The sequence below is a fragment of the Vreelandella sp. L-25 genome (assembly GCF_056857535.1).
This window is the reverse complement of record NZ_JBSXNH010000055.1, coordinates 1-16,286: the sequence shown is the minus strand read 5'-3', so window position 1 is coordinate 16,286 and position 16,286 is coordinate 1. Positions and strand designations below refer to the sequence as shown.

The 16,286-nt window shown below is 56.3% G+C and carries 13 protein-coding genes; 5 read left to right on the top strand and 8 right to left on the bottom strand.

Translation table 11 applies throughout. From position 1 onward, the window contains the following. Positions 1-314: 314 nt before the first annotated feature. The 5 genes from AC13CN_RS06150 (at position 315) to AC13CN_RS06130 (ending at position 5,788) form a co-directional block, all read left to right on the top strand. Positions 315-1,652 (top strand): APC family permease, encoded by a 1,338-nt coding sequence (locus AC13CN_RS06150; protein WP_089675952.1) that lies wholly within the window; start codon positions 315-317, stop codon positions 1,650-1,652. A gap of 27 nt (positions 1,653-1,679) precedes the next feature. Next, complete coding sequence (locus AC13CN_RS06145; protein ID WP_253557729.1) at positions 1,680-2,138, top strand: ATPase; 459 nt, start codon at positions 1,680-1,682, stop codon at positions 2,136-2,138. A gap of 121 nt (positions 2,139-2,259) precedes the next feature. Then, entirely contained in the window at positions 2,260-2,907 is a 648-nt protein-coding gene (locus tag AC13CN_RS06140) for a Spy/CpxP family protein refolding chaperone (RefSeq protein ID WP_023004785.1), read from the top strand. A gap of 77 nt (positions 2,908-2,984) precedes the next feature. Further along, on the top strand, positions 2,985-5,531 hold the full coding sequence (locus AC13CN_RS06135) for a heavy metal translocating P-type ATPase (protein ID WP_044630611.1): 2,547 nt from the start codon (positions 2,985-2,987) through the stop codon (positions 5,529-5,531). Beyond that, positions 5,528-5,788 (top strand): DUF2933 domain-containing protein, encoded by a 261-nt coding sequence (locus AC13CN_RS06130; protein ID WP_058577548.1) that lies wholly within the window; start codon positions 5,528-5,530, stop codon positions 5,786-5,788. The genes AC13CN_RS06135 and AC13CN_RS06130 overlap by 4 nt, the downstream gene beginning before the upstream one ends. 145 nt (positions 5,789-5,933) lie before the next feature. On the opposite strand, the gene AC13CN_RS06125 is transcribed toward AC13CN_RS06130, so the two are convergent. From AC13CN_RS06125 to AC13CN_RS06090, 8 genes are all read right to left on the bottom strand, one after another. After that, positions 5,934-6,392 carry a hypothetical protein gene (locus AC13CN_RS06125; protein WP_023007325.1) on the bottom strand — a complete coding sequence of 153 codons (459 nt, stop codon included), beginning with the start codon at positions 6,390-6,392 and terminating at the stop codon, positions 5,934-5,936. A gap of 18 nt (positions 6,393-6,410) precedes the next feature. Further along, positions 6,411-7,718 carry an APC family permease gene (locus AC13CN_RS06120; RefSeq protein ID WP_273682709.1) on the bottom strand — a complete coding sequence of 436 codons (1,308 nt, stop codon included), beginning with the start codon at positions 7,716-7,718 and terminating at the stop codon, positions 6,411-6,413. Between the two features lie 201 nt (positions 7,719-7,919). Further along, the gene (locus AC13CN_RS06115) at positions 7,920-8,279 is read right to left on the bottom strand and encodes a hypothetical protein (protein WP_197931369.1); all 360 of its coding nucleotides are present in this window, start codon (positions 8,277-8,279) and stop codon (positions 7,920-7,922) included. Between the two features lie 180 nt (positions 8,280-8,459). After that, positions 8,460-8,798: a hypothetical protein gene (locus AC13CN_RS06110; protein ID WP_044630609.1), complete on the bottom strand. Its 339-nt coding sequence runs from the start codon at positions 8,796-8,798 to the stop codon at positions 8,460-8,462. Positions 8,799-8,873: 75 nt separating this feature from the next. Beyond that, positions 8,874-9,683, bottom strand: coding sequence for a prolipoprotein diacylglyceryl transferase (gene lgt / locus AC13CN_RS06105; protein WP_054641662.1), 810 nt, complete (start codon positions 9,681-9,683; stop codon positions 8,874-8,876). 279 nt (positions 9,684-9,962) lie between these two features. Beyond that, on the bottom strand, positions 9,963-13,088 hold the full coding sequence (locus tag AC13CN_RS06100) for an efflux RND transporter permease subunit (RefSeq protein ID WP_253557723.1): 3,126 nt from the start codon (positions 13,086-13,088) through the stop codon (positions 9,963-9,965). After that, on the bottom strand, positions 13,088-14,716 hold the full coding sequence (locus AC13CN_RS06095) for an efflux RND transporter periplasmic adaptor subunit (protein ID WP_253557721.1): 1,629 nt from the start codon (positions 14,714-14,716) through the stop codon (positions 13,088-13,090). Before AC13CN_RS06095 ends, AC13CN_RS06100 begins: the two co-directional genes overlap by 1 nt. 35 nt (positions 14,717-14,751) lie before the next feature. Next, positions 14,752-16,056, bottom strand: a complete 1,305-nt coding sequence (locus AC13CN_RS06090; protein ID WP_253557718.1) for a TolC family protein — start codon at positions 16,054-16,056, stop codon at positions 14,752-14,754. Positions 16,057-16,286 lie beyond the last annotated feature (230 nt).

Sequence of the window (16,286 nt, the reverse complement as noted above, 5' to 3'; positions counted from 1 at the left end):
AAACGGGCCGTCAGCACCGATCAGCACGGTGGGTTTTGGCAATAACGGGCTTGCGAAAGCCAACTTGCACGGGCGAATGATCAAAAAGTGCTCGCTGGCGGTGATAGGGAAAGTGTCGGCGCCGGCTTCACGGATTCAGGTTAGGGTAAGAGCTGCTTGCCTGTGGCCTCGCAAAATCAGACCTTCCGTTAGTCATTTGCCATGTGGCTGCACATAGGTTCTATTTTTAATTTATATAGCATCAAAAAACACCGCACAGGAGTCCTCGGCAGTTATTGCTGCTGTGGTTGCCGTTAATACAAGGAGTCGCTTTCATGGTTGGGCAGGATAGAACGCCACAATATAAAGAAAACAGTCTTTCGTTGGTCGGTGCCGTTGCATTAGGCACCGGCGTGATGATTGGGGCCGGTATTTTTGCGCTAACCGGCCAAATGGCCGAAATGACTGGTCGGCTATTTCCTCTAGCCTTTCTGGCCGCTGCCGTCATTGTCTCTTTCAGCGCTTATTCTTACGTTAAAATGTCCAATACCTTCCCATCAGCAGGTGGGATTGGCATGTATTTACAGAAAGCGTATGGCCCGACGCTTCCCACCGCCTTTCATGCCCTCCTGATGTATTTTTCCATGGTGATCGCACAGAGTTTTTTGGCGAGAACGTTTGGTGCCTACACGCTTGAGTTGTTTGACCTGGGGGATCGTTCACTATTTGTGCCCCTACTCGGGGTTGGTTTACTGCTAATAGCCTTTTTGATCAATTTATCCGCCAACCGCTTGATCGAGACCGTCGCCTCGGTGCTCGGATTTATCAAAATAGGTGGCATTATAGTGTTTGGTATTGTCGGCGTGTTTATTGCCGACTCCATCGAAATGGGTGCTGGCAACGATGCACCTACGCCTACGATAACGGGCTTTTTAGGTGCTACGGCGCTCGGCATACTGGCATTTAAAGGCTTCACGACGATTACCAATAGTGGTTCGGAGCTTAAAGATCCTAAGCGGAATCTTGGCAAAGCTATCACGATCTCGATTGCGCTATGCGTGGTGATCTATGCCCTTGTCGGTTTTGCCGTTGCCAGCAACCTATCTTTGCCTGAAATTATCGAAACCCAAGACTACTCCCTGGCCGCCGCTGCCCGTCCCGCACTGGGTGAAGCGGCAGTTGCGTTTACCGTCATTCTCGCCATGTTAGCAACGGCGGGCGGTATCATCGCCAGCGTCTTTGCCGTTTCACGCATGCTCGCCATGCTGACAGAAATGAAGCTGGTTCCTCACCGCCATTTCCACATGCCCGGCAGTGTACAAAAGCATACACTGGTGTACACCATCGTATTTGGCTTAGTGCTCACCGCTTTTTTTGACCTGAGCCGCATCGCAGCATTAGGCATCATTTTCTACCTGATCATGGATATGGCCATCCACTGGGGTGTGCTTCGTCATCTCAAGGACAGAGTGGGGGCTAATCCTGTTATTCCTAGCATTGCCATACTACTAGATGCTGTCGTGTTAATCGGCTTTTTATGGGTAAAAGCCATTTCGGACCCCATGGTGCTCATCGTTGCTGGCGTAGTAATGGCTACTCTTTTACTCGGCGAATGGATTTTCCTATCCAAACGCGACGCTTCAAACGATAGCGAGCACTCTCACACTCATTAACGTTAATAGCGTTATAGGAGGTACCAAATGGACGTTAGAACCTTTGGTGAATTGATCGATTGGACCCGTCAGTTACACGAGCATCTTGCAGCTTGCCTTGCTCATTGCGCCGATATACACGAAGAAGAGCGCGCTCGCATGTTGCTCAATTACTTAGCTGCACAGGAAGCGGAAATGCAGCGCGTTGTGGCGCGCTTTGAACAGACTGTTGACGCGAAAGCATTAAAAACCTACGTTTATGACTATTTGGAGCATAAACCTATCCGTACGCATCGTACCTGCGATGCGCCCTATTCCACGCTAAGTGTTGACGACATTTGCCGAGAGGTTTTTGATTTCCATGAACAAACGATAAGCCTTTATCGAACCCTCGTTGGCAAAGCGGAAATTCCTGAGGCTAAAGAGCTCTTAGATTCCCTTTTAGCACTTGAAGAGCACGAAGCCATGCGCCTTGTTCGCCAAACGGGGAGAATGAACGATGTCTGAAGACCATAACGAGACAAAGGTGAAAGTCACTGTTACATGGGATTGACCTCTGTGCAGCACGTAGCCGAATAATGTCAGCAAAGGGCCTGAATGGGCCCAACAGCTCGCTAGGAGAAGGATCATGGAAATTCGCAAGCATACTCTCGCTCTCGGACTCGCCCTGGCACTCGGTGCCAGTGGTAGCGGCATCGCTCTCGCCCAGAGCATGCCGACCAATCAGCCCAATCAGGGTAGCGGCATGACGGGCGGCAGCGGCGGCCAAGGCGGCATGGGCCCTGACATGATGGGCGGAATGATGGGCGGCGGCCAGGGCGACATGGGGCCCGGCATGATGGGGGGAATGATGAGTGGCGGCCAGGGCGGCATGGGGCCCGGCATGATGAAAGGCATGATGGGTGGCGGGATGATGACCTGCCCGATGATGGGAGGCGCCGGCATGGGCATGATGCGGGAGGTGCTCGACCCGGAGCAGCACGACGAGATGCGCGCGCTGATGCAGGAGCATCGCCCCGCCCAGTTCGAGCGCATGGGCCGCCTGATGAACCTACGCGAGGACCTGATGGCGGAGATGCGCGGCGAGCGCCCCGATCCTGAGGAGGTCCAGGCCCTGCACGGTCGGATGGCCGAGCTTCACGGCGAGATGATGGCCGAGAGGGTGCGTCTGGAAAATACCATGAACGACCTGCTCACCGACGAGCAACGCCAGCAGCTTCAGCAGGCCACCCCTGAGAGTGACGTCGACCCCGAGGACCACGAGGCCCATCACTGACCGGGAGTGTCACAGACTCAGGCAACAGGACGGCCATTGTTGGCCGTCCACTCGGCAACGCCCGCAGGAGACAAGCGATGAGCGATTCACCCCCCAACACGATCACCCTGACGGTCCCCGGCATGGGCAGTGACCACTGTGCCGGCATCGTGCGCAAGACGCTGGAACGCCTCGATGGCGTGGGCGAGATCCAGACCAATATCGCCAACCACCATGTCAGCGTGACCATCGAAGCAGGCGGGCCCGACGGCGACACCTTGAAGGAAGCCGTCGAAGGCGCCGGCTATGACGTGGCCGCCGTCAGTGGTGGTACCGGCATGCAACAGGTCCGCCTGACCGTTCCCGGCATGGGCTCGGACCACTGCGCCGGCATCATCCGCAGTACCCTGGAGCGGCTCGAGGGTATCGAATCAATCGACACCAATATCGCCAGCCATCGCGTCTCTGTGAGTATTGCCGCCGATGGCCCCGATGGCGATGCGCTCAAGCGCGCCGTGGAAGGGGCCGGCTATGAGGTGGCCGCCGTGCAGGCCGACGAGGCGGAGGATGCCGACAGCGACGCCGAGATCGAGGAGGCCTATCTTTCCCAGGCCCGCAAGCGGCTGATCATCGCTGCGGTACCCACCACCCTGATCATGCTGCTGATGATGCCGCACATGTTCTGGCAGCCGATTCCCGGCTACCTGGCCATCATCGCCGTGCTGGCCTTCCCGGTGGTGTTTCTCTATGGCGGTATCGCCACCCACAAGTCGACCTGGCGCTCGCTGAAGAACGGCACCTTCAACATGGACGTGCTGATCTCCATGGGCAGCCTGCCGCCCTACTTGATCGGCCTAGTCGGCTTCGTCTACCCCATGACCTCATTCATCGAGATGGCCGCCACCATCATGACCTTCCACCTGCTGGGCCGTTACCTGGAGGCACTCGCCAAGGGACGCGCCTCCCAGGCCATCCGCCGCCTAATGACCCTGGGTGCCAAGACAGCACGCGTCGAGCGCGATGGCGAGGAAGTCGAGGTGGCGGTGAAGGAGCTGGCCCCGGGCGACATCATGGTCGTGCGCCCCGGCGACAAGATCCCCACCGACGGCGAGGTGGTCGAGGGCGAGAGCCATCTCGACGAGTCCATCGCCACCGGCGAGTCGATACCGGTCTACAAGAGCACCGGGGACAGCGTGATCGGTGCCACCATCAACAAGGAGGGACGCTTGCGGGTCAAGGCGACCCGCGTCGGCGGCGATACCTTCCTCTCCCAAGTGGTGCGGCTGATCGACCAGGCTCAGGGCTCGCGGGTACCGATCCAGGAATTCGCCGATCGCATGACCGGCCGCTTCGTACCGGCGGTGCTGGCCATCGCTCTGGCCAGCCTGGTGGCCTGGGCGCTATTCCCGGATGCCCTGCGACCGATACTCGACTGGGGTGCGACCTTCCTGCCCTGGGTGAACCCCGAGGCCGCCACGCCGGTGCTGGCGATTCTCGCCGCCATCGCAGTGCTAGTCATCGCCTGTCCATGCGCGCTGGGCCTGGCCACCCCCACGGCGCTGATGGTCGGCTCCGGCATCGGTGCCGAGCGTGGCATCCTGATCCGCTCCGGCGAAGCGATCCAGACCTTCAAGGACGTCAAAGTGATGGTGCTCGACAAGACCGGCACCATCACCCGCGGCGAACCAAAACTCACCGAGGCCGTCGTCGCCGAAGGCGCCGACGAAAACCGCCTGCTCACCCTGGCGGCGAGCGTGGAGAACGCCTCGGAGCACCCCATCGCCCGGGCTATCGTCGATGGTGCCCGGGAGCGCGATGTGAAACCCGGCGAGGTCAGCGAGTTCCGTTCCACCGGTGCGCGCGGTGTCTCGGGCAAGGTGGGCGACGAAGTGGTGCTGATCGGCAATCGCCGGTTGCTGGAAGAGGAAGGCGTGACCGGCCTCGAGGCCCTGGATGACGCCATGGGCGAGCTCGAGGGCAAGGGCCGCACCGTGGTAATCGTCGCCGCCGACGGCCAGGCACTCGGCCTAGTGGCCGTGGCCGACACCCTCAAGCAGGAGTCGGTGGAGGCCATCCGCGGCATGCATGATCTCGGTCTGCACGTGGTGATGATCACCGGCGACAACGAACGCGCCGCCCGCGCCGTGGCTGAAGAGGTGGGCATCGACGAGGTCCAGGCCGGTGTGCTGCCGGAAGGCAAGGTTGATGCCATCCGCGCGCTGCAGGAACAACACGGCAACCACGTGGCCATGGTCGGCGACGGCATCAACGACGCCGCGGCACTGAAGCAGGCCAACGTGGGCATCGCCATCGGTGCCGGGGCCGACGTGGCCATCGAGGCGGCGGACGTGACCCTGGTACGCGGCGAGCTCACCGCCGTGGTGGACGCCATGCACCTCTCGCGAGCCACCTTCGCCAAGATCGTCCAGAACCTGATCTGGGCCAGCGCCTATAACGTGGCCGCCATCCCCATCGCCGCCATCGGCCTGTTGCACCCGATGATCGGCGTCATCGCCATGACCACCAGCTCCCTCTCGGTGATCGGCAACTCGCTGCTGCTCAAGCGGCGTTACGCCCGTGAGCAGCCCCGCGGAGAGCCTTCCACTGCCACCCCATCGGTCCAAGCCAAAGGCGACCGCTCATGAAACGACCAGAATCCACCAAGCCCCCCTCGGGAGAGGCCGAATCACAGAAAGAGCCGTCTTCCCCTACCGCGGCACTCCATAAATGGATGATGACCGCCTGCGTGGTGCTGATGGGAGGCGCCGTGCTGCTGTTCATGTGGGGCGGGCAATCACTGAGCAGCGGCGCCTGGCTGCTGCTGCCCCTGGCCCTCTGTCTCGGCATGCACTTCCTGATGCACCGTCATGTCGGGCATGATCAGCGCGACCGAGATGAATAGCAGATATAAAAAACAGGACAATCGGCATCGATGCCAGACACGCAATGCCGATGCCGTTCTGGTACGTTACATTAGGAACAGTCAGGACAGATGTTATGCCGAGGGTGGCGATCAGGCAGTTATAACAGATCCAGACATCATTTTCTTACAGATCGTCCATCCTCCCAGTCTGCCGAACAAGGCGCATCGCTTCATGCTGTTCCAGCTCAAGAAGGGATTCAAGCAACTCCCTTGCTTCAGGAATCTCCGCCTTGCCAACCAAGTTACGATAGAGATCTGTCACTTGATCATGGAAGTCGAAAATCTCCCGACAGATTTCATTGAAACCCAGCGCAGCATAGGGTGCATCACAGGTCCGATGCGTCCGGATCGGCCTGTGTTCCAGATAATCATATACATAGGTATTCAATGCTTTGGGGTCCGCTCTACTCTTTAACTCACCAACAACATACTCCATCTCATGCTCATGAGCTGCCAGATAATTAAGGAGCATCTTGGCACGCTCTTCTTCATTATGATCGGCACAGTGAGAAAGACAGCGCGCCAAATGCTCATGCAGCTGCCGTGTCCAGTCAATCAGGTCACCAAAGGTCCGAACCTCCATGATCCTTATCCTTAATAGTTAATGAGAATGAGTATTATCGTTTGAACTAGAAGCGCCGTTACGAGACAAAAAGAGTCGCTCGGCAATCAAGATAGCCGCCATGACAATCGTTGCGACGATTAGCACCAGGGGATCTGTCGTCGCTTTCACCCAAAGGAAGCCTGCCAGCACGACGGCATCCAGCAGTATCGCAATAACCAGCACGATTGGGTTGGCACCGACCTCCTTGCGAAGATGACGCAACACTCCCCAATGAACAGCAATATCCATGATCAAGTAAAAAGTGATACCAAGTGCTGCGATACGGCTAAGGTCAAAGAAAGCCGTCAGAACCAAACCAAGCACGACCGTATAAACCAGGGTATGCTTCTGGATACTGCCTGGCATATGAAAGTGACGATGCGGCACCAGTTCCATTTCCGTCAGCATTGCCAACATGCGTGAGACCGCAAATATACTGGCAATGATACCACCCGCGGTGGCCAGCATGGCGAGAATGACGGTGAACCAGACGGCGGCCTCCCCCAGCGCAGGACGGGCAGCAGCCGCCAACGAATAATCTTTCGTTTCGATTATCTCGCTCAGCGACAGATTACTGGCGACAGCGAAGCCCACCAGCGCATAGATCACCACACACAGGGCGATCGAGATCATGATCGCCCTGCCGACGTTGCGATGGGGATCTTTTATCTCTGAACCACTATTGGTGATCGTCGTGAACCCCTTGAAGGCCAGGATCCCCAACGCGGTTGCTCCTAGAAAGCCTGACAGAGATCCCTCGGGCGTCGACGCCGAGGTTTCCATGCCGACCGAGTCGGCGATGATGACACCGACGACCCCGAACAAGATGATCCCACCAATTTTTATGAACCCGAGTACTGATATGAACCCGAGTACTGACGCAACACCCTGAATCAGCTTGTTGGCGGAGAGGTTTAGTAAAAATGCAGATATCAGCAGCGCAACACCCAATAAGGGGACAAGCAGTGACCTATCCCCAAAATCGAAAAGCTCTAGCGTGTAGGACCCAAAGGTTCTCGCCAAAAAGCTTTGTGCTATCACCATGGAGAAATACATTAAAAGCGCATGGAAAGCGGTGGTCAGAGTTGGTCCATAAGCCTTGCTGAGGTACATGCCAATACCACCAGCTGACGGATAGGCATTGGACATTTTCACGTAGGAATAAGCACTGAAAGAGACGATTAGTGCCGCTGACAAGAAGGCTAACGGGAAAAGCACTCCCGTCATCTCGGCCATCTGTCCCGTCAAAGCAAAAATACCAGCGCCAATCATGACCCCGGTCCCTAAGGCAATCGCACCGACCAGTGAGAGGCTATTCTGCTTGTGAGGCTATTCTGCTTGTACTGTGGCGTTCTATCCATAGACTCCATCACCTCTCTCCTGGGTGAATGAAACCAGACCCTACCGAAAGCCCTCTTGACGCTCTGAGACTCACCAGATGACAAATGGTAGAGTGTGGTTAGATACATTGAAATCAAAGTGTAGAACCTATGCGCTACCCAATAGTCAATTATTTTCTTTGGATACAACCTCCGAACCTAACCGATGACGACGCGCCATCCACAGCATCAACGGCGGCAAGATCAACCACTGTAGTAACGGCGAGAGGCCCGTGCCCAACCACGGCACACGGGGCATCAGCTGCGCATACTCCCACCGTTGACTGAATAGCGTAGCGTGCCACTCCATCGCCACCGTGATACCGACGCCCACCAGCACGAAGCCCACGCACTCCTTGGCCCCATAGCCCCGAAGCCAGTCATGACGTCGATGCCATACGGCCACCGACCAATACGCCATCAACGTGATCAATACATCGCCAAGGGCTGCCTGGATACAAGCCTGCACAGCTTCCCAATGTGGCATCACAGGCATGCCCGCATACAACGGAACCTGAAGAAACTCCCAGGGAAGATTCAGCAGAAAGGCAAATAACGCTACATGAAGCTCCCTAGCCGAGCGGACCACGCGTAGTTTCCTGCAGCGCTTACCCTGAGGCTAGCCTTGCGTATAGAGGCTAGCCTTGCGTATAGATGTGAATACCATTCAATGGCAGCTCCAAGGCTCCTTCTTTGCATTATCTTTTATGTTTTGGTCAACAAATCGATAATGCTCCTCCTTGAAGCGGTTCCACCAACCACGACTGATTTCGACCGCATATTTGTCGAGAATATCTTCGACGCAGTCGAGGCAGAGACGTGAGGCATCATAGGCCAGGTGAAGCTTTAGTTTCTTCTCATCGAACGAAACACTGTCTAGCCCGTATAGCTCATCAATATCTGCAACAGCCGCTTTCACCGCATCCAGATCGCTGGAATCAAGCTTTAAGTGTCGGTTCACCAAGGTCGTTTCAGAAACTCCCAACCGATGCTCTCTGTGTGCCATGAGAATTCTCCTCGTACTGTAATATCGTTAACGTTCTTCCAATATTATCGACATACCTCATATCACTTGTCTTGCTTATCGGTCCGATGTAGCAACCATGGTTCGCTGACTACGACATGCAGTGGTGACCAGGAACGCACCTGCTGCCAACATTGGTACCGTCAACAACTGTCCCATAGTGAGCCAATCAAAGGCGATGAAGCCCAATTGAGGATCGGGTAAGCGCACAAACTCCACGATGAAACGGAAGGTGCCATACAGAAGCAGGAATAGACCCGAGATAAGCCCTTGAGTTTGCGGTTTCCGTGACACCCACCACAACACGACAAACAGCACCACACCCTCCAGGACAAACTCGTAGAGTGCTGATGGATGTCGGGGTTCAGGCCCCAAGCCCAGCATGGGAGGGAAGATCATCGCCCAGGGCACGTCGCTGGCCCTCCCCGGCAACTCGTGATTGATGAAGTTGCCCAGACGCCCTGCCCCCAGACCGATCGGCACCAGCGGGGCGATGAAATCGGTCAGCTGAAGGTAGGCCAGGCGGTGACGGCGAGCGAACAGCCAGGCGGCTACCAGCACGCCGGCAAGACCTCCATGGAAACTCATGCCCCCTTCCCAAATCTTGAAAAGCCATAGGGGGTTGGCTATCAGCTGGTCGAGCCCGTAGAACAGCACATAGCCCAAGCGCCCTCCAATGATGACGCCCAGAGCGCCATAGAAGATCAGGTCGCCGATATCATCATGGGTCAAGCCGAGGCGGTGCGCTCGCCGCCGCCCCAGCCACCATGCGGCCGTCAGCCCCACCACGTACATTAGGCCATACCAATGTAGCTGTACCGGTCCGAGGGAAAATGCCACTGGATCGATCTGTGGGTACGCAATCATGGCAATTTCCTCGCGCCCTTCAGGCTTCTATGAATCGCTCGACGCTACGCCAGCGGGTTAGCAAATAGCCAAGCGTGCTTTCTTATCTACCAGCATAGCCTAATGGCCTGAATACAAACTGAATCTTGACTCACGAAGTGCAAATTCAACCTAATTCCAGGGGGCATCGCTAGTGCACCTCACATCAAGTACCACTGACGATTCGTGTTAGGCTGGGAGCCCTCGAGATACGGCATTCGCGTATCTAGAATGTGCCACCCAGCCTTGTCGATCCTGACGTTATGCATGATTCACATGGCGGCATTTCCACAGGTAGTAGACACAGGGCAACACCAGAAGCGTCAGTATCACCGCGCTCAACATCCCCCCCACCATCGGGGCCGCAATGCGGCTGACCACCTCGGAACCCGTGCCGGAGCTGTACATCAGTGGCAGAAGACCGGCAATGGTCGAGACCGATGTCATCATTACCGGTCTCACCCTGAGAGCAGCACCGTGCAGCACGGCGTGGCGAAGAGTCTCCCGACGGGGTTGTACTCCCTTGTGTTGGCAGCCCTCGAGCATCTGCTGATAGGCCTGGTTGAGATATACGAGCATGATCACTCCGATCTCGACTGCCACCCCGGCCAGAGCGATAAACCCCACTCCCACGGCCACGGAGAAGTTATAGCCCAGCAGGTACATCAACCAGATAGCCCCTACCATGGCCAGCGGCAGCGTGCCCATGATGATGGCTACCTCACTGAAGCGTTTGAAACTCATGTAGAGCAGGATCACTATGATTGCCAATGTGAGAGGCACCACATAGCTCAACTTCTCTTTGGCACGCAACATGTATTCATACTGCCCGGACCACGTCACCGAATAACCGGCGGGCAAATCGAGCTCGTCCGCCACGACGTCCATGGCGCGCTGCACATAGGTACCGACATCCACGCCTTCGATATCCACGAAGGTCCAACCGTTGGGACGTGCGTTCTCGCTCTTGATCGCCGGTGGTCCGTCCTCCACGTAGATGTCCGCCACGTCGGCTAGAGCGATGCGCTGCCCATTGGCGGTCACGATCGGCAGCTCGGCCAGTCGCTCGGGGGAGTCCCGGTAATCCTGTGGGTAGCGCAGGTTGACCGGGTAGCGCTCCAAGCCCTCGATGGTCTGAGTGATGTTCTGACCACCGATAGCGGTCGCCACCACTTGTTGCACGTCGGCAATGTTCAGGCCATAGCGCGCCGCCTGAGCGCGGTTGATATCAACCTTGATATAGCGACCTCCGGCCACCCGCTCGGAATAGACCGACGCAGTACCGGGAACATCGGCAAGGATCGTCTCCAGCTGCTGTCCGATGGACTGAATCTGCTTGAGATCTTCTCCGCCCACCTTGATGCCCACCGGCGTCTTGATCCCGGTCGCCAGCATATCGATGCGCGTCGAAATCGGCATCACCCAGGCATTGGATACCCCCGGTATCCGCACCAGGCTGTCGAGTTCCTTCTTGAGCTTGTCGGTGGTCATCCCCTCTCGCCACTCTTCCCGCGGTTTGAGCTGAATGAATGTTTCGACCATGGTCAGCGGCGCAGGGTCGGTAGCCGTGTCGGCCCGTCCGATCTTGCCAAACACCGTGTCCACCTCCGGCACGCTGGCAATCAGTTTATCGGTCTGCTGAAGGAGCTCCCGCGCCTTGCCGATCGACAGCCCTGGATAAGTGGTCGGCATGTACATCAAGTCGCCTTCATCCAGGGGTGGAATAAACTCGCTGCCAATCTTGCTGACCGGCCAGAAACCTACCAGGGTTATCGCTAGCACCAGGGCGATCGTCGTCTTCGGGAAACTCAATACTGCCTTGAGTACTGGCATATAGACCCCGACCAGCAGTCGATTGACCGGATTCTTGTGCTCAGGAAGTACGCGGCCGCGGATGAAATAGCCCATCAGCACCGGAACCAAGGTGACCGCCAGCCCGGCACTGGCTGCCATGGCATAGGTCTTGGTGAAGGCGAGCGGCGAGAACATCCGCCCCTCTTGGGCCTCGAGGGTAAAGACAGGAACAAAGCTGACAGTGATGATCAGCAAGCTGAAGAAAAGCGCCGGCCCCACCTCCACCGCCGAATCGGCCACCACCTTCCACCGGTTTTCGGACGTCAGCGGTGTACGCTCCATGTGCTTGTGCAAGTTCTCGATCAACACGACGGCACCATCGATCATGGCACCGATCGCAATGGCGATACCCGCAAGCGACATGATGTTGGCGTTGATGCCCTGCCAGTTCATGATGATGAAGGCAGTGAGAATGCCCATCGGTAGGCTGATCATCGCCACTAACGCAGAGCGCAGATGGAACAGGAAGAGCACGCATACCAAGGCTACGATGGCTAACTCCTCGAGCAGGCCACGCAGCAGGTTGTCTACCGCCTTTTCGATCAAGCCTGAACGGTCATAGACCGTCACGACCTCCACCCCCTCCGGCAGGCTAGACTGGAGCTGCTCAAGCTTGGCCTTGACGCCATCGATCGTCTTCTGGGCATTCTCTCCTGTGCGCATGACGACGATGCCGCCGACGGTCTCACCTTCCCCGTTCAGTTCGGCAATGCCACGACGCATCTGGGGCCCCATCCCGATGTCGGCGACATCCTTGAGCAGCAGAGGCGTTCCATTGTCATCCACACCCAGCGGGATACTGGCAAGATCCTCACGACTCTGGATATAACCAGTGGCGCGCACCATGTACTCGGCTTCGGCCATCTCGACGACCGAGGCGCCCACTTCCTGGTTGGCCCGCTGTATAGCGGTCTGGATGTGAGCCAGGGGAATGTCGAAGGCACGCAGTTTCTCCGGATCCACCACCACTTGGTATTGCTTGACCATGCCGCCAAGCGCCGCGACTTCAGAAACGCCCGATACGGTCTGAAGCTCATACTTCAGGAACCAGTCTTGCAGGCTGCGCAGCTCACTGAGGTCATGTTGGCCGGTCCTGTCGATCAGAGCGTAGAGATAGACCCAACCCACGCCAGTGGCATCCGGACCAAGCTGTGGGCGCGCACTATCCGGCAGCGTGGGCGCTACCTGAGAAAGGTACTCCAGCACACGGGAGCGCGCCCAGTAGGGATCGGTGTCTTCGTCGAAAATCACATAGACGTAGGAGTCGCCGAAGAAGGAGTAGCCGCGTACCGTTACTGCCCCGGGAACCGACAGCATGGCCGTGGTGAGCGGGTAGGTGACTTGATCTTCGACGACCTGCGGAGCCTGGCCCGGGTAGTTGGTCTTGATGATCACCTGCACATCTGACAAGTCCGGTAGAGCATCAATCGGGGTATTCTTGACTGAGTAGATTCCCGCCCCCGCCAGAATCACGGCAGCAAGAAGCACGAGAAAACGGTTGCTTATTGACCAACGGATCAACGCAGGAATCATTACTTGCTCTCCCCAGTTGCATGCCTTTGATGGCTCATCGCGTCTTGCTGGCCGCGTTCCGCATTACTGGTTTCTCCGTGATCCATGCCCTCATCGCTGGGTGCTTTAGTCTTATCATCGTCAACATGCACACCGCGTAGAGCGAACTTGTCTTCCGCAATCCGTTCGAGTTCGGCATGGATGTCCATACCGTCTTTCAGCTGTTCAAGGCTAACCGTATCAGCAACCTGGAAATCCATGCTCATGGCCGGCCAGTTCCACGCCGCGATGGGGGCATGGGATAGCGTCACCATGCCATGATCTGGCATGACATCTTCGATGCGTGCTGGCACCCATACGGTCTCAACAAGGGAATTCTCATCGGCCTCTTCAGCACTGTCACTATGCTCCATTCGTCGAAAGTCTGATGTTCGACTTGACTCGGAATCCAGAAGGAACTGAGCCGACGTAACAATGCGATCGCCCTCCTCAAGGCCCGATAATATCTCGACGGTTTCCCAACCCACGCGTCCAACGTCGACTTCGATCGATTTGAATTTTCCATCACCCAATGCAAGAACGACACGCGACTGGCTTCCGGTGCGAATCAAGGCCTCACGGGGTATTTGCAATGCCTCCAACGTCGTGTTTGACATAATGGTCAGCTGAGAAAACATTCCAGGTTTTAGCGCCAGGTCATCGTTAGCGAAACGCACCCTTACACGAGCCGTACGCGTCTCACTATCAATACTTGGGTATATATAGTCCACCACCCCTGTCCACTCCCGTTCGGGTAGATAGTCAAGAGTCATGCGAACCTCATCTCCCTCAGCGATCAACGCTGCCTGGCGCTCAAACACCTCTCCGACAGCCCACACATGATCAAGAACGCCAATACTCATCATGCTCATTCCTGGCTGTACGAACATTCCTTCACGCACCTGCAAATTATCCAGGACGCCACTTTGGGGCGCACGCAAGATGATCGCCTGACTCACTTGACGACTGTCCCTTAGCTTCTGGATAGCCTCATTGGGCACCTGTAACGCGCGCAGCCTTTCCAAGGCGGCAGAAATCAGGCGTTGGTTACCGCGGTTCATTGCGAGCAACAGCTCTTCTTGAGCATTAACGAGCGTTGGCGAGTAGAGTGAATAGAGTGGCTGACCCTGGGTAACGGGATCGCCTTCGGACTTGGCAAATAGTTTCTCTATCCATCCCTCGACGCGGGGATGGATATGTACCAGCTTGTCCTCATCGTATTGGACATAGCCAACTGTCCTGACCGTGGCGTCAAATGTATCCTTTTCGACAACGCCCGTTTTAACACCAAAATTGTTGACGACATCAGGAGAAATTTTTACTGTCCCAGGAGTATCCCCTTCGTCCTGATCATCATAAACCGGCACGAGGTCCATCCCCATCGGGGATTTTCCAGGCTTGTCTCGCTTGTAGTTGGGATCCATCGGCGCCACCCAGTAAAGGGGAGTGCGTTCTCCACTTTCTTCCATCCCAGTCTCACTACTATCGTTTCCAATAACAGTTTCTACTGCCTTCAGGATGAATGTCTTGCCTCCCAGGACCATGCTACCGGACACGCCCAGCATGACGCCTAACGATATGACGAAAAAGTACCTACCCATTTGATTCATCGTGATGCCTCATTCCAGACTTGAGAAGTCGTGAGTTAGCGTGAAGACGTGCCTTGGGACAGCAGGTAGTTGATATCCGAGATCACCTTGAGTCGTTGGGCTTTCAGGCCTATGAGCTCCACACTCGCATTGGTTTCATCAATTCGTGCCCGCACGGCTTCTGGAAAATCACCATCGTCATTGTTATAGGCATTCAGGGAAGCTTCGGCCTGTTCGCTCAGCTCTGGCAATAATCGTTGCGTATACAGGGTTAATCGTTCATCGAGGCGCGCCAACTTAACCCAATTGGTTTCCAGCTGGGCAATCAATTCACGAACCAAGGTTTCTCTCTCGTACCGGACCGCTTCATGACGTGATGCCGCTGCTGCGACATTCTTGTCCTGACGATTTTCCGTGAACACAGGTAGATCGAAGGCCACTCCCACAGAGAACAGGTCGGACCGGCGTCCGCCCATAGGGTCGTCCTCGCGGTAGCCGTACTGTGCCGATACACCCCATTCTGGTTTGTACTGCTGCCTCGCTGCATCGACTCCAATTTCCATGGCATCAATCGACTTATCGACTGCCAGCACGGCAGGGTGATACCTCACCCGCTCATACCATGCCTGACGATTGGGACGCTCAACGGCAGTGAAAAGCTTAGGTTCTTCCAATTCCAGCCCGGGGAAATCCGCCACTACCGGCATTATCGCTTCGCTCCCCAGCCATTCAGATAGCTGTCGTTCAACGGCCTCCTGTTGCTGCCTGAGATCGGTCAACCGGTCCTCCAGGCGAGTCAACTCCAACTGAGCACGAACCACATCGTCTTGGCGGGTCATTCCGAAGGCGGACGCATAACTCACCTCGGCGACATCAGCTAGCTGCTCAAACAAGCTACGATCACGCTCTATCCGCTCGATGCTCAGCTGAGCACGAGTGGCCTCCAGCCAAAGCTGGCTGACCGTAGCCTCGACTCTGGCTTCCCTATCCTGCCGCAACATCGGCTGTTGGGCGGCAAGCTGCTGCTTTTGTTGCTTGGCAAGCGCCAGGCTGTCCCCCCTGGGAAACTTCTGACTGACTCCTACGCTGAACTGGGTCATGCCCTCTTGATTCAGGTCAAAGGTATCGACTGGAAGGTTACCTGCCTTCAACGAAACCTGAGGGTCCGGGAGCTGGCCCGACGCTATGGCCTCGTTCTCAAGGGCGGCTTCAATGGACGCACTTCCGGTTAACCAGGGATCCTGATCAATGGCTATCTGTATCGCTCTTTGCAAACTGTCCGTTTCACTTCCGGCAATAGCAATAGCTGGCATCCAGGCAACACCCAAGACACCGCTGAATAACAATGCAGCCTTGATCACAGTGGCCCTCCAAACAAAAGGATTACGCTCAAAAAATACAGAAAATTTAATAAAATAAATAATCAAACATTAAAAACTACGTTTACTAATTACCTGAATCCGTGAAGCCGGCGCCGACACTTTCCCTATCACCGCCAGCGAGCACTTTTTGATCATTCGCCCCGTGCAAGTTGGCTTTCGCAAGCCCGTTATTGCCAAAACCCACCGTGCTGATCGGTGCTGACGGCCCG